The 15,153-nt window shown below is 41.8% G+C and carries 11 protein-coding genes, 2 rRNA genes, 4 pseudogenes and 1 riboswitch; of the genes and pseudogenes, 10 read left to right on the top strand and 7 right to left on the bottom strand.

Going from position 1 to position 15,153, the window contains the following annotated elements:
• The 3 genes and pseudogenes from CWI32_RS09090 to CWI32_RS15560 form a co-directional block, all read left to right on the top strand.
• A 23S ribosomal RNA gene (locus tag CWI32_RS09090) occupies positions 1-245 on the top strand; the annotation flags it as partial.
• A 199-nt stretch (positions 246-444) separates the two neighbouring features.
• Positions 445-559: ribosomal RNA gene (gene rrf / locus CWI32_RS09085) — 5S ribosomal RNA — on the top strand.
• 797 nt (positions 560-1,356) lie between these two features.
• Positions 1,357-1,452, top strand: a pseudogene (locus CWI32_RS15560) (IS5/IS1182 family transposase); the annotation flags it as partial.
• A gap of 48 nt (positions 1,453-1,500) precedes the next feature.
• Here CWI32_RS15560 and CWI32_RS15555 read toward each other — a convergent pair.
• Positions 1,501-1,608 (bottom strand): annotated as a pseudogene (locus tag CWI32_RS15555) (roadblock/LC7 domain-containing protein); the annotation flags it as partial.
• A 52-nt stretch (positions 1,609-1,660) separates the two neighbouring features.
• On the opposite strand from CWI32_RS15555, the pseudogene CWI32_RS09075 reads away from it, so the two are divergent.
• Positions 1,661-2,601: pseudogene (locus tag CWI32_RS09075) on the top strand (IS5 family transposase).
• 241 nt (positions 2,602-2,842) lie between these two features.
• On the opposite strand, the gene CWI32_RS09070 reads toward CWI32_RS09075, so the two are convergent.
• The 6 genes from CWI32_RS09070 to CWI32_RS09045 form a co-directional block, all read right to left on the bottom strand.
• A complete protein-coding gene (locus tag CWI32_RS09070) occupies positions 2,843-3,421 on the bottom strand; it encodes a transglycosylase SLT domain-containing protein (RefSeq protein ID WP_005097055.1) in 579 nt (192 codons plus the stop codon).
• Between the two features lie 211 nt (positions 3,422-3,632).
• Positions 3,633-4,121: a GNAT family N-acetyltransferase gene (locus tag CWI32_RS09065; RefSeq protein ID WP_100535157.1), complete on the bottom strand. Its 489-nt coding sequence runs from the start codon at positions 4,119-4,121 to the stop codon at positions 3,633-3,635.
• An 89-nt stretch (positions 4,122-4,210) separates the two neighbouring features.
• On the bottom strand, positions 4,211-5,410 hold the full coding sequence (locus CWI32_RS09060; RefSeq protein ID WP_100354785.1) for an acyl-CoA dehydrogenase family protein: 1,200 nt from the start codon (positions 5,408-5,410) through the stop codon (positions 4,211-4,213).
• Positions 5,411-5,432: 22 nt separating this feature from the next.
• Positions 5,433-6,728, bottom strand: coding sequence for an acyl-CoA dehydrogenase family protein (locus CWI32_RS09055; RefSeq protein ID WP_100535156.1), 1,296 nt, complete (start codon positions 6,726-6,728; stop codon positions 5,433-5,435).
• 239 nt (positions 6,729-6,967) lie between these two features.
• Positions 6,968-8,341, bottom strand: coding sequence for an ABC1 kinase family protein (locus tag CWI32_RS09050; RefSeq protein WP_005097050.1), 1,374 nt, complete (start codon positions 8,339-8,341; stop codon positions 6,968-6,970).
• Between the two features lie 160 nt (positions 8,342-8,501).
• Complete coding sequence (locus CWI32_RS09045) at positions 8,502-8,810, bottom strand: hypothetical protein (protein ID WP_005097049.1); 309 nt, start codon at positions 8,808-8,810, stop codon at positions 8,502-8,504.
• 199 nt (positions 8,811-9,009) lie between these two features.
• Between CWI32_RS09045 and CWI32_RS09040 the strand changes: the two genes are divergently transcribed.
• The 6 genes and pseudogenes from CWI32_RS09040 to CWI32_RS09015 all read left to right on the top strand — a co-directional run bounded on the left by CWI32_RS09040 (position 9,010) and on the right by CWI32_RS09015 (position 15,140).
• Positions 9,010-9,396: a hypothetical protein gene (locus CWI32_RS09040; RefSeq protein ID WP_005097047.1), complete on the top strand. Its 387-nt coding sequence runs from the start codon at positions 9,010-9,012 to the stop codon at positions 9,394-9,396.
• Positions 9,397-9,599: 203 nt separating this feature from the next.
• Positions 9,600-10,610: a 50S ribosomal protein L3 N(5)-glutamine methyltransferase gene (gene prmB / locus CWI32_RS09035; RefSeq protein ID WP_100535168.1), complete on the top strand. Its 1,011-nt coding sequence runs from the start codon at positions 9,600-9,602 to the stop codon at positions 10,608-10,610.
• 13 nt (positions 10,611-10,623) lie between these two features.
• A complete protein-coding gene (aroC, locus tag CWI32_RS09030; protein ID WP_100535155.1) occupies positions 10,624-11,718 on the top strand; it encodes a chorismate synthase in 1,095 nt (364 codons plus the stop codon).
• 68 nt (positions 11,719-11,786) lie between these two features.
• A pseudogene (locus CWI32_RS09025) lies at positions 11,787-12,306 on the top strand (GNAT family N-acetyltransferase).
• A gap of 127 nt (positions 12,307-12,433) precedes the next feature.
• Positions 12,434-13,342 (top strand): AEC family transporter, encoded by a 909-nt coding sequence (locus CWI32_RS09020; RefSeq protein WP_005097042.1) that lies wholly within the window; start codon positions 12,434-12,436, stop codon positions 13,340-13,342.
• A gap of 330 nt (positions 13,343-13,672) precedes the next feature.
• Positions 13,673-13,760: riboswitch (glycine riboswitch) on the top strand.
• A gap of 135 nt (positions 13,761-13,895) precedes the next feature.
• The gene (locus CWI32_RS09015; RefSeq protein ID WP_100535154.1) at positions 13,896-15,140 is read left to right on the top strand and encodes a D-amino acid dehydrogenase; all 1,245 of its coding nucleotides are present in this window, start codon (positions 13,896-13,898) and stop codon (positions 15,138-15,140) included.
• Positions 15,141-15,153 lie beyond the last annotated feature (13 nt).

The following is a 15,153-nucleotide window of genomic DNA, read 5'->3' as shown; positions in this document are numbered from 1 at the left end:
AGAGGACCAGAGTGGACGAACCTCTGGTGTACCGGTTGTGACGCCAGTCGCATCGCCGGGTAGCTATGTTCGGAAGGGATAACCGCTGAAAGCATCTAAGCGGGAAGCCTACCTCAAGATAAGATTTCCCTAGGACTTTATGTCCTCTAAAGAGCCGTTGAAGACTACGACGTTGATAGGTTGGATGTGGAAGCATAGTGATATGTGAAGCTGACCAATACTAATTGCTCGTGAGGCTTGACTATACAACACCCAAACAGTTGTTGTATAAAGCTCGATTGATTCGATATTAAGCAAAATAACTTGATTTAGTGATCAAGCTAGTTAAACTAAACAAACTTAATTCAACACAAATATTCTGTTAATAACTCATTTGGTAGAAAGCATTGGCATACACTGAAAAGTGACGAAATAAGACCAAAGCGAGTATCCATAAACAGTTGTGCTGGCGACAATAGCAAGAGTGAACCACCTGATCCCTTCCCGAACTCAGAAGTGAAACCTCTTTGCGCTGATGGTAGTGTGGGGTTACCCATGTGAGAGTAAGTCATCGCCAGCTCATTATTTGAAACACCCCCTGCATGAGCAGGGGTGTTTTTTTGTGTATTTAAAATAATCAAGTTATTATTTAAATCTCAAGCTTTTCAAAAAATGATTGAGATATGTTCAAGTTTAGCTATTAAGATAGTTAGAATAGGACTAAGTGCTAGGTCTTTATTTAATAAATCCTGTGACAACTTTCTTAGGTGTTACTGGCATGATTTAGATATTAGAATAGAAATTGTTAGAGTAATTGATAAAGATAACTGATTATTTGCTGAGAGCAGTTCGGTATCGTTCAGATATTCATTAGCGAGTGAGTCTTTTCATAACATTTGGTGATTTCAGCGTCGTGGATATTCGTTTTAGTCGTTGGCCTAAAGCAGGTGTGTGGCAGAGAGTCTTTGAAGTGCTGTCACATGACAGTGACAATGAATAGCCATGTTCGACTCCACCATTGTGCTCATCAACACAGCGCTGGGGAAGAAATCAGGCGATCGGACGGAGGAAAGATAACTTAAGCACCAAAATGCGTGCTCATAATGATGTCTTAGGCAATCCAATAAAATTTTATCTTACTGTTGCTGGGCAAGTTCATGATTTAAATGTTGCTGATATATTGCTGGACTTATTATTCAGTCAAACTTAGCCCATAGGTAACCCCTAAAAGTCTAAAGATCGAATAATTGTTCCAATCCATAAAATTAATGCTTAAGGCGTGATACCCTCTAAAAATAACGCTATGAGTCAAGGTGATTATAAACCGATATCTTTATAAAGCACGATATTTGATCGGGAACTTTTTTTGCCAAGCTCAAGCAGTATCGTATTATTACCATACGTTATGATAAATTAGTTCAAAACTTTTTGTCAGCAATTTATCTTGCCTTAACAATAATTTGGCTTAATTGATGACAGATCATAGTTTCATAAATATAAATAGGATATAGCATTTAAAACCTAAATTTTAATTTTATATGCTGCAATATCAGTGCTAGCTTTTTTGGTTGCGTACAGTAGCTGACCCAGTAAAACTTCTTTGGAAGAAAGAATGACTATAAGCATTGGCTTTGTTGCACAAAGCTATTCTTGAGGGCTTCTTTAGCAATATAATTTCCAGATGAAGAAGCCTGCACCTAAAACTTACCGTACAACCAATTGGTCCTCGTATAACCAAGCTTTAATCAAGCGAGAAAATATTTCAATCTGGTTTGATCCTAAGACCCAATGGTATGCACAACCACAAGGCAAGCACGGACGAAATCAAACTTATTCCGATACAGCGATTCAATGCTGTTTAATGATCAAATCTCTATTCCGTCTTTCTTTACGTATGGTCACTGGCTTTGCTCAAAGCCTGATTAAACTCTGTGGCTGAGCAGCCCCGAATATCAGTGATATTCGTACTCCACCCTCTGTAGACGACAAAAGCATATTGATATTGCGATAAGCTATCAGAAAAGTCGTGATGGGTTACACCTACTCGTCGACTCTACGGGTTTAAAATTTTTAGGTGAAGGTGAATGGAAGCGTAAGAAACATCAGCCTGAATACCGTCGGCAATGGCGTAAACTGCATATTGGTATAGATGCTGAAACACTGCAAATACGTGCCGTTCAGCTTACGACAAATAATGTCAGTGATTCACAAGTACTAGGTGATTTACTGGATCAAATCCCACCAAATGAGCGAATAGATTCTGTCTATACCGATGGGGCGTACGACACGAAGTGCTGCAGACAAGTGATTTCAGATCGTCAAGCACATGCAGTAATTCCACCCAGGAAGAATGCCAAGCCCTGGAAAGATTCTAAAATCAGTTCAATAGAACGAAATGAGTTACTTCAAACGGTTAAGCATTTAGGCAGAACCCTATGGAAAAAATGGTCGGGCTATCACCGTCGCAGTTTGGTGGAAACCAAGATGCATTGCATCAAATTATTAGGAGATAAGCTGACGGCAAGACATTTTCAAAGTCAGGTCAATGAAATTCATGCGCGTGTGGCAGTTCTGAATAGATTTACGGAATTAGGTAGACCTCACACCCAAGTTGTCACTTAAATTTGAATGGATTGGGGAAAACTCAGCTTTTGAATGTTTATGCAACAAAGCCGTTGATATTTATTATATAGGTATAAAGTTGATTGATTAAATATTAATCTTTCCCAAATTAAATGAAAAAACAAATATGTGATGGGTTTTGCATTATTTTAACGTTTGCAGAATCAATATAGCCGATAAAAGATGAATCAGTTTAATTTTAGGAGTTTTAAACTGATTCAAGCATTATGTTAAAGATAAATTAAATCACATTCTTCAGATCTTTTTTATGCTGTTTCACTTGTTGTGCATAACGTTTGCCTTGCTTACGCATTTTACGGTTTTTCTCATAGGCAGTCGGACCTACATTATAATAGCCCAGTGCTTTTTCTAAGCTACCACTGGATTCATGATAACGAGAAAGAATATGGCTACCACATGAAATATTTATAGCTTCATTATATAAATCATCACCACAAGTCGCTTGCCAATATCTTGGCATAATTTGCATGAGGCCAACAGCTCCAGCATGTGAAGCCACCTGGCTACGATAAGTTGACTCCTGACGAATTACGGCTGCTACAAGTAATGGATCCAGACGATTTTTTTCTGCATTCTGAATAATCAAAGGTGAAACGCGAGTTGCTGTGGTTGCTGGAACACCGTAGGCTGTCTGAATTCCTTTAGACAGTTGAGCAGAACGTTTTTCTAAAGAATTGCCGCCGAGAGAAGAACAGGCACTAAATAACACGGTACTTAGACCAAGCAGCCCAATTTTAAAAATTGTGCTATTGAATACTGGTAATAATAAGTTTTTTCTAACAGAAAATTTGCCTAACAACTTTCAGCTTCCATGTATTTTTAAAATTAAACTGATCTTAGGAAGATGTATAAAAATCGTCAAGAAATTATATGATTTGTTTACAAAGTCAAAGTAGATCTACTTGAATCATGGATGATTTATGAAGAGATGATCAAAGAAAAGCCGGTTGGAATAGAGATTTATTTAAGGCTTTTCTTGGTGTTATGGAGAAGATGAGGATCGACATCGATTAGGCTAGGTTTTTAAGCATCCAGATTTCACAGGCTTGACTATGGCCAGTGTCGCCTTCAGGCCGATCCAGATGCTCAAAACCTAAGTTCTCGTACAGCTTCACCGCTTGCCAAAGGTTTTTGGTAGTCTCGATATAAATCCGTTCAAATTTATGTTGTCGGGCAAAATCAAAGGCCAAATTCAAAATCTGTTTTGCAAAGCCATATCTACGAATGGCTGGTAGAAAATACATTTTCTGTATTTCTAGAATATTGTGGTCACCTTGTAGTGGAGCAATACCACCACCGCCATAGACCTGATCCTGTTCATCAACAATGACCCAATAGGCAGAATTTGGCTGTTGATATACGTCATACAGGTGATCCAGGATTGAATCACCTACAGCGAAACCGGACTCCGCTGCCAGACCAAACTCCATGGAAACGTCACGAATAATCTTGGCAATTTGAGCATTATCTTGAGGCTGAATGGGACGAATAGAATACATAGCACATGACATAAAAGAAGATGGAATTTTTATAGTCCGAAAACTTTAAAAAAGCCATCTTTTTCGTTCAATTTTCCTTCGATAAAGTTTTATTTTAGCTCACTCGAAGATTTACCCAGTTCGCGTCGGGCGATAATCAGTTGTTGAATCTGCTGGGTACCTTCAAAAATATCCAGAATCTTGGAATCACGTGCCCATTTTTCCAACAGTTCAGTTTCGTTATAGCCTACCGCAGCTGCCAATTCTACACATTTTAAGGTGATTTCATTACCCATACGTCCAGCTTTGGCCTTTGCAATAGATGCTTCACGTGAATTCGGTTTATGATTATCTGCCATCCACGCCGCTTTGAGCATCAGCAAGCGCGCAGCTTCCCATTCTGCTTCCATGCGATAGATTTGTGCAGCGATATTGGAGCTTTGTAAATAGGGCGTGACATAACTGGAATCCAGTTGATCCTTAAAAATTTCCTTGATACGTTCCAGCGAGGCTTTGGCACAGCCAATTGCCATGGCAGCGACCAATGGCCGGGTATTATCAAAGGTTTCCATTACACCGGCAAAGCCCTTGGCAACATCGATTTCTGCATGACCGAGCAAGTTTGCCGCAGGTACTCGACAATTGATCAGGCGAATCGTGGCAGTATCCGAAGCTTTAATTCCTAACTTATGTTCCAGTCGTTCAACCTTCATTCCGGGCGTACCTTTGGTCACCACAAATGATTTAATTGCCGATCGTCCCAGTTTTTTATCTAATGTTGCCCAGACCACGACCGCATCGGCACGTTCCCCAGAGGTCACAAAAATCTTCTCACCATTTAAAATATAGTTATCACCATCTTTGGTCGCAGTGGTGCGAATTGCAGCGGAATCTGAGCCGAAACCTGGTTCGGTAATCGCCATGGCTGCCCAAGTCCCATGAAAACGTTGTCGCTGTTCTTCATTTGCCACCGCTGCAATGGCTGAATTTCCTAAACCTTGACGTGGCATAGACAGCAATAAACCCGTATCGCCATAGCACATTTCAATAATACTCAGGGCAGTAGACATATTAATACCATTTTTATTGCTGCTGTCGGTCTCGCCCCGTTTATTCACTGCTGCGCCCGCATTCATACCTTCACTGCCTTGGTTCATACCATCTACGATGGAGGCCAGCATATCCAGCTCTTTAGGATAAGTGTGTTCAGCCTTATCATATTTACGCGAAATAGGGCGGAGTACATTGAGTGCAACTTCGTGCGCTTGATCAATCAGGAGTCTGAATTTTTTTGGATTTTGTAGATTCATGATAGTTTTCTTTATTCTCCGATCAGGCATGTAGGCCAGAATGAACAATCGCAGTGGCTCTGAGGTCTCGATACCAGCGCTCGACCGGATGTTCTTTGGTAAAGCCATGACCACCCAAAATCTGCACGCCATCTGTACCGATTTTCATGGATTTTTCTGCGCAGAGTAAACGTGCCAGATAAGCTTCTCGATGAAAAGGTTGGCCAGATTCAGCCAGACTGGCAGCATTAAGAATAAGCATCTGCATGGCATCAATTTCAATCACCATATCGGCAATCATAAAAGCGACACTCTGACGATGGGAAATAGGTTCACCGAAAGCAGTCCGTTCATTGGCATATTGTATGCAGTATTTTTTCATGGCCTCACAAGTACCGACGGCCATAGCACCCCACATCAAATTGCCTAAATCAACGAAAGTATGATAATCAAAATCATCATCACCCAAACGCTGCGCTGGTGTATTTTTAAATTGAAGTGTGACGCTTTCAGTTGCTTTTAGACCCATGGCAGGGGATTTTTTTGCAGTAATGCTATGGTCACGTTGTACCACAAAGACCTCAGGTGTTCCGTCTAGATCGGCACTGACCAGATAAAGATCCGCATTTTCTCCGAGCATGACCAAGGTCTTTTCACCGCTAATCAGATAATGCGCCTGATGAGCAATCGCTTGAGTTTTTAGTTGATACGGATTAAATGCGGCGGTTTCTTCCTGTACCGCAAAGCTTGCTTTCAGCTCTGGATTTTCTGCGAAAGCACCAAGATATTTTGCCTGAATCTGCTCTGAACCCCAGCGGGTAATGGCATTGATCACACTAAAGCTAGACAGTAAACCGGCAGTCAAACTGAAATCTCCCCGAGCCAAATGTTGCGCAATTAAAATATTACTGACAATATTCTGTTCGGAGGCGACACCCCCTAACGCTTCAGGCAAGGCATAGAAATTCAGGCCGAGATCGGTGCTATATTGCCACAGTTCATGCGGAAATATTTCATGCTGATCGGCAGCATGCGCCAATGGATAAAGTACCTCTTGAGCAAATTTCTGCATCGCATCGCAGGTCAGTTGCTGTTCTGCAGACAGGTTTAGATCAAACAGTGCTTTAGATTGAGGGGGGAGACGCTGTTTTTGAATGTTCTGGCCAGATTTCAGGATTTTCTGGGTTTGACTCAGGGTTTTAAATCCTGCTTTGGAACTTTGATACAGGAATTTTTCTATAAATTTACGCAGCTTTAATTGATCTAATATTTCACTACCCGCAATTTTGGTCAGCATGGACAAGCCAAATCCTTGAGCTTTGTTCACCATATTATTCATTTTGATTATCCTATGGGTGTTGTCACGTTATTTTATTCATGCTGACATGCACGCCAAGAAAAAACCATGTCATCGCTGACATGAATGATTGACAATTTTTAAGTTATTAAAAGTTAACAAATGGTAAGCTAAGTTTATGAAAATATAATTAAAAACAAGAAGAGAGAAAATTATTTTTGAATAAAAATTGACCCGGATGACAAAATCATCCGGGTTTCTATGTAGCGTCTATTGGGGTATCAAAGGTGATTTTTGATCATGGCACGCACATTGGTTTTGGCATCAATCACGGTCATAAAGGTATATGCACCGATGAATTTACGGCTAATAAACATAAATTCCTTGGGTGGAACACTGAAATAACGTGAAGCCATAGATCTTGAAGCCTGTTGCATGACACGGCTATGCAATTGGCTTTTTTTCCAGTCATAACGATTATGTTGATCCATCACATTAGCTGGTAGCTCCTGATTATTCAACGGTGAGCTAAAAGCCTCAGTGGCCAGTAAAAAGACCTTGGCCATATCCGGCTTGATGCTTTGCGGAATTGAATCAAAAAACTCATAACCGGTCATGGCTTTGACCATCATGTCTGAGTCGTGATGATAACCGGCCTGAATCAGATTGCGCGCGACGCTGAGCAGATGCTGGTCAAACTGACGGATGGCACCAAAGTCGAGCAGGACAATCTTGTCAGGAATATCTTCGCCATTGCCCAGACGAACCAGATAATTCCCAAAGTTCGGATCGGTCTGCATTTCACCCCATTCAAAAATTTCACGTACGGCAATTTCTAACGATGCTTCACCCAACTGGTTGCGTCGTTCTTGTGGCAGAGACAACATTACTGGGCTATTGATCGGCACACCGCGTTCGAAAGTCATGCACAGCACGCGATCAGAGCAATACTCATCAATAATCGTCGGCACGATATAGCGTGGATCGTCTTTTAAACGTGCAGCAAAACGCCGTGTGGTATCTGCTTCAATCTGATAGTCCACTTCACGATGCATCATCTCACGGACTTCATCGAACCACTGGTCAAACTCGCGGGTTTGCGGCACCAGACGCGTCAGTTTGAGCATGTTTTTAAACAGGCTCATATCCGAATCAATGGCTTCTGCCACACCGGGATACTGAATTTTTAAGACCAGTTCCATGCCATCAGATTTGCGGGTAGCGCGATGGACTTGGGCTAAAGATGCAGTGCCCAAAGGCTCATGATCAATGGTGAGATCATTCAGCTTTGCACCGAGCTGCTGCTGTAATTGTGTCTTGATCGCTGGCCAAGCCAGTGCCACGGTCTGGTTGTTGAGCGTATTTAAAGCCTGTGTGACTTCTTCTGGCAAAAAGTGTTCGCCATACAGCGCCATCATCTGGCCGATTTTAACGATTGAACCTTTGAGCTTACCAATTTCTGCAACCAGATAATCCGCCTGCTCTTTCATGGCCTTTTTACGTTTCTTTTCTTTTTCTTCTTCACTCGAAAATATGGAGCCTGCACTGGAAGCCGCCCAACGCGTGCCTGCCAGCAAGGATGCCTTTGCGATCGATAAGCGTCGATCCATAGAGGAGGTTTTCAGTTGTTTAAGCTTATCGTTCTGATCTGACATGTAAACTCAATCCTTTCATCATCAGCATGAAGCAGAATAAATCATTGTAGGGGATATTAGCGCTTCTGCACGTATTAAAAAAGTTTAAGCCGCTGAATTCATAGTAAAAGCTAGGCAAGCTTTCATTTATTCACCAGCCTGTATCAGTTTAGACAGGGCATTATGCCATTTGAAATTGGATTTTTAATTCAGATCGTTGTTGTAACTGTTGTTTATTTGTTTGAATATGTTGATGAATCAGGTGCTGGACACTGTCGTGCATAAAGCCCAAAGCATAGCCTTTTACAATCACAATACTTGGCAAACCAAAAAACAGATATTTGGCATCGTCCAGTGTGGCACTGCTAAATACACCATGCTGGATTAAAGTTGACTGCAAAAATACTTTTTCTTGCTGCACCTGACCGGAAACCTGGTCATTCCAGTAATTTTGGCGCATCGCCATAAGATTATTGTGCTTATAGCTCATAGGACCGGGCTCGTTTGAAGATTTAATTCGGATTATATGTGGGTGATATGCCAGTTTTCAATTGCACAACTGTTTAATTTGCTGCCGGAGAAATACATAGGATTTTTGCAAGGACTGCGTTAATATTCATGGATAATTTAAACAATATTGATTGTTAAACATTTATTGGAATTATACCAGTTTAGGTAAAGGGGATTTTATGCGTCTTGCATGGTTTTTGGTTGCAGTTTTTGCGGGTAGTGCAGTTCAGACTCAGGCTGCTGTAGGATATTCCAAGGAATATTCGCAGTGTATGAACTTTAGTTATGGTAATACCGCTAAAGCAGAGAAATGCCTAAAGAAAGAGCTGAAACTACACAACAAACGTCTGAAGAAAAGCTATAAAAATTATCTAAAGCTGAATCCGAATCAGACCGCGGCCATCCGCAGTCAGCATGTGCTTTGGGAACGTAAACTGTCGCAGCAATGTAATTTAAGAGTGTCTGGGAAATATGCCAAACAGCAACAAGGTCAATGTATGCTGGCCTTGATTATGGATCAGGCAAATCTTTATCAATCCCGCTCTTATGCACCAGGTTCACGATAAATCAATACATGAGGCATAGTTTGAATCGTCTGAACTTGCTCTAAAAAACTAGAATGACAGGTTGAGGATTGGGTAAAAAAACACGAATTTTATCATTTTTATGAGCCTAGAGAATTCGTGTTTTTCATACTTTTAGCATTATAAAAGCAGGCAAAACAAGGTATCATAAGGCGTTTAAAAAAATGACCTTGGAGACGCCCTACGTGGATCGACCGACTATTAGCCCTGAACATATTCAGGAAGCCGCTGAAAACCTAAGCACAATTCGTGATTTTATCCGCTTTGGTGTGACAGCATTACGTCAATATGATGCGCACTTAGGCCAAGGTACAGAAGATTATTTTGCTGAAAGTTCAGCATTGGTATTACAAAGCATGTCATTGGAATGGAAAGCGGATGCTGAAATTCTCGATGCAAAATTACTCCCAAGTGAAAAAGCTGAATTTTTAGGATTGTTGGAGCGCCGTATCAATGAGCGTATGCCAACTTCATATTTATTGAATTTAGCCTACTTTGACGATAAACCTTATTACGTGGATGAGCGTGTACTGATTCCACGTTCACCGATTGCTGAACTGATTCAGAACCGTTTTGCACCTTACTGCCTGGATGAAAATTATCAGGCGCGTGAAGGGGTAAACAATCTACCTGAAAATCCAGATCCAAAAATGCCTCGCCGTATTTTAGATATGTGTACAGGTTCAGGTTGTATCGCGATTGCTCTGGCTTATGCTTTTCCGGAAGCCGAAGTCGATGCCACTGATTTATCTAAGGATGCTTTAGAAGTAGCACAAATTAACTGTGAACATCATAACCAACAGTTTAATGTGGCCTTGCTTGAGTCTGACCTGTTCGAAAAAATTCCTGCTGAAAATCAATATGATTTAATCGTATCGAACCCACCATATGTGGATGCAGAAGATATGGCTGATCTTCCCGATGAGTTCCATCACGAACCTGAAATGGCATTGGCTGCGGGTCAGGATGGTTTGGACCTTGTACGTAAAATGTTGGCACAAGCTGCAGATTACCTGACTGAAGACGGTCTTATTGTCATTGAAGTCGGTAACTCGGAATGGGCGATGAAACAGAACTTCAATTCAGTCGATTTCTACTGGTTACAATTCCAGAAAGGTGGTTCAGGTATCTTTGCACTCACTGCACAGCAATGCCGTACTTACCGCGATTTATTCATTCAGTCTATTCAAGCATAAGGAGTCGTGTGACATGGCAGGTAATAGTATAGGGCAACTGTTCCGTGTGACGACTTGTGGTGAATCTCACGGTGTGGGCCTGATGGCCATCGTTGATGGGGTTCCACCGGGCATTGAGCTGTGTGAAGCCGATTTGCAAAAAGATTTGGACCGTCGTAAGCCGGGTACATCGAAATTTGCCACCCAGCGTAAAGAGCCGGATGAAGTAGAAATTATTTCTGGTGTGTTTGAGGGTAAAACCACTGGAACATCGATCGGGCTCTTGATTCGTAATACGGATCAGAAATCGAAAGATTATGGCAATATCGCGCAAACTTTCCGTCCGGGTCATGCAGACTATACCTATACCCAGAAGTACGGTTTCCGTGATTATCGTGGTGGTGGCCGCTCAAGCGCGCGTGAAACAGCGATGCGTGTGGCAGCGGGTGCCATTGCCAAGAAATTCCTGTTAGAGAAATTTGGCATTGAAATTCGTGGCCATGTCACACAAATTGGTACTGAAAAAGCAGAAAAACTGGACTGGAATGAAGTGCCAAATAATCCATTCTTCTGTGGTGATGCTGATGCCGTGCCACGTTTTGAAGCGCTCGTGACTTCACTACGTGAACAAGGCACCAGCTGCGGTGCAAAACTTGAAATTATTGCGTCTAAAGTACCTGTGGGTTGGGGTGAACCGGTCTTCGATCGTTTAGATGCAGATATTGCGCATGCCATGATGTCGATTAACGCGGTCAAAGGCGTTGAAATTGGCGATGGTTTTAGCGTCGCTGAGCAATTTGGTCATGAAACACGTGATGAGTTAACAACAGACGGTTTTCTGGCAAACCATGCCGGTGGTATTTTAGGCGGTATTTCTAGTGGTCAGGACATTCGTGTCGCGATTGCACTGAAACCAACGGCTTCAATCACTACTCCGGGTAAAACCATTAATATCGATCGTGAAGATACAGACGTGTTGACCAAAGGCCGTCATGATCCTTGCGTGGGCGTGCGTGCGACACCAATTGCAGAAGCGATGCTGGCGATTGTGCTGATGGATCACTTTATGCGTCATCGTGCGCAAAATGCCGATGTAGTTGCGCCTTTTGAGCCGATTGAACCAAAATAATTCGCTTTTCATCTGAAGCGGATACGATTAGAGTCAGACTTCGGTCTGGCTTTTTTTATATTTATATAATGAAAAATAACAATATTCGCTTGGCAAAAACTACAGATATCCAGAACATTGTTGTATTGATCAACACAGCTTATCGTTCCAATCATGGCTGGGACACATGAACATAAGATGGTTGCTGGTCAACGGATCAATCGTGATCAAGTAGTGAGTCTCTTGGTGCAGAGCAACGTTAAGCTTTTTGTATTAGAGAATCATGATCAGATCATTGGCTGTATTGGGCTGACTGAATTCGATGACTCTATGGAAATTGGAAGTTTTGCCATTGATCCAGACCAACAAAACTCAGGTTATGGAAAGCAGTTACTAGATTTTGCTGAGTCTTATATTCTTGAAACGTATCAGAAGAAAGTGATTCGCATGTCAGTATTGAATGTCCGTACAGAATTGATTGCTTATTATCAGCGCCGGGGCTATCAGCTGACTGAAAAGATCGAGGCATATCCACTAGATCAAAATGTCGGAGAGCCTTTGATTCCATTACATTTACTGATTTTAGAAAAAATGATCAGATCAATATAATGAGTTGATGAAAATTCAAGCATTTTACTTCTTAAATTAATTGGTGAAACAGCCACTAAATATGCTAGTTTTTGTGCACCGTCTAAAGGGTGTTGAAAAATAGACGGGAAACAGACCAGGATGGCACATGCTGCAAATTATTTTAACTTCTTTATTTCCTCTTATTGGCTTGATCAGCTTTGGCTATTTGCTTAAGCATGGGCAATGGTTGAGTGAAGACTTTTGGCGCGGTGCAGAAAAGTTAAATTATTATGCACTGTTTCCAGTGATGTTATTTTTAAATCTGGCCACTGCCAAGATTCAGATGAATGTGATTCAGGATGTGGTACTGGTGGTATTTAGTATCATGATCGTGGTCAGTATCGCACTGTATATGTTGCGCCATATGTACCAGATATCTTATGCGCGTTTTGGCGTCTATGTTCAGGGCTTGTTGCGCTTCAATACCTATATTGGACTTGCTGCGGTCAGTAGCTTATTTCATCAGCAGGGCATGACCATCTTCGCTGTGATCATGGTGTTGTGTATTCCTTTGGTGAATATCTTATCGGTACTGGCATTTACCCGCAGTCACGATATGCAGCTGAAAAAAATCATTCTGGATTTGTCTAAAAATCCATTAATTTTAGGCTGTATGGTGGGTGGTGTGTTTAATCTTTCCGGTTTGGCACTCTGGGCAGGAGCAGAGCAATTTCTTAAACAGATTGCACTATGCAGTTTGCCACTCGGTCTGATGTGTGTAGGAGCAGCCTTAAAGTTTCAGGGCTTTCAGCGAGATGTATTGCCACTCAGTCTGATGACCTTTGGTCGCCTGTTTGGAATGCCGCTGATTGCATTTTTAGTCTGTAAAATTTTCCAGATTGATGCATTCACCACGCAAGTATTGGTATTGTTCTTTGCCTTACCTACTGCCTCAGCGTCTTATGTGTTAACCCGGGTATATGGCGGCGATAGCCAGTTAATGGCGAGCATTATTAGTGTACAAACCGTCGTAGCGGCGGGAAGCTTAATATTGGTACTTTCCTGGATTATTTAAAATTCCTTGATTCTCAAATAGATGATATAAGATCTAAATCCTGAATTTAAACTCTCTATGCTTTGAACCATTAAAATAGCCTAAGCAATAAAGGTTCTATTTAAGCGCCAAAATCAAATCAATCCTAAAATCTTATAAAGTTTAGAATCTGTTGTATCTCGCTGAATAGAGCAAAAGTGAAATCTAAAAATTTGGTAGATGGGCAATATCAGTCAGCAGCAATAACTCAGTTTAATTCGGAACAGTAATTACAAATTGATTCACGTGAACTCACATAAATAAAAACTGTCTTATTGAATAAAATGGTATATAAATTGCTCATGATAATAAAACATTATTGCAGGAGAGAAATGCTTCTGCATTCGCCGAAGGAGCAAGTTCCCAGGAAACTCTCAGGCAAAAGGACTGTGATAATGGATAAAAACTCTGGAGAGAAGTGTTCAATCACTCACCGAAGGGGAAGGTGCTCGCATTGATGTGCAATGCAGCGACCGAAGCTCTCAGGTACACATGACAGATGGGAAAAGACATCAATATAATCAAGGAGGTGTCTATGCGTCATGTCGTGGTGATTGGGGCGGGTATTACTGGGGTAACCACAGCGTATGAGCTTGCTTTGGCAGGCTATCAGGTGACTGTGATAGATCGACATCTCTATCCGGCCATGGAAACTTCTTTTGCCAATGGCGGCCAGCTTTCAGCCTGTAATGCCGAAGTATGGAACCAGAAAGCTACGGTACTCAAAGGTATCAAATGGATGTCTCAAAAAACTGCACCACTTTTGCTCAATCCTTCTTTTAGTGTGCATAAATATAGTTGGCTCATGGAATTTTTGGGAAATATCAAACATTATGAAGCCAATACCCGAGAGACTGTACGTTTGGCTTTATTGGCCAGAGCACGTTTGTATGAAATTGCCCAAACAGAACAGATTGATTTTGATCTGGAAAAACGCGGCATTTTACATTTTTATCATAACAAGACGGATTACGATGTCGCGATCAAGGTCAATGACCTGTTGTGTAGCGGCGGACTGGAGCGCAATGCCATTTCCAATGCGGAAATCAAGCAGATCGAACCTGCATTAACAGGCGATTACTATGCCGGATTTTACTGCCAGAGCGATGCGACCGGAGATATTCATAAATTCAGTACAGGACTGGCCAAAGCCTGCATGCAAAAAGGCGTGAAATTTGAATTTGGCCAAGATGTCTTTGCCGTCGATCATCAGGCTCAACATATTCGGGTGAAATGCAAACCCAGTACTGAAAATGTACATCATTCTACAGATGACATTCTGGAAATTAATGCAGATGCCATTGTGGTGTGTGCGGGTGTGGGCAGTTATCAATTGGCCGAGATTTTAGAGGAACGAGTCAATGTTTATCCGGTCAAAGGTTATTCAATTACCGTGCAGCTGAATGATGAACAGAGCCAAAACAATGCACCATGGGTCAGCTTGCTCGATGAAAGTGCCAAAATTGTCTTGTCACGTCTGGGTAAGGATCGTTTACGAGTCGCAGGAACCGCCGAGTTTAATGGCTATAACCGGGATATTCGTGCAGACCGGATTCAACCACTGATTGACTGGAGCAATCGTAACTTTGATCTGTGTACCGAGCATGTCGTACCTTGGGCTGGCTTACGCCCGATGATGCCAAATATGATGCCTGTGGTGCGCCATGGTAAACATGAGCGGGTATTTTATAATACCGGCCATGGTCATCTGGGCTGGACTTTGTCGGCTGCAACGGCTGCACTGATTAGCAAGGAAATTGCTCAATACTATCCTGCTTAAATTGATGGCCCGC

Origin of the sequence: Acinetobacter pseudolwoffii, assembly GCF_002803605.1 — a bacterium.
GTDB classification, from domain to species: Bacteria; Pseudomonadota; Gammaproteobacteria; order Pseudomonadales; family Moraxellaceae; genus Acinetobacter; species Acinetobacter pseudolwoffii.
This window is presented reverse-complemented; position numbering and strand designations above follow the sequence as displayed.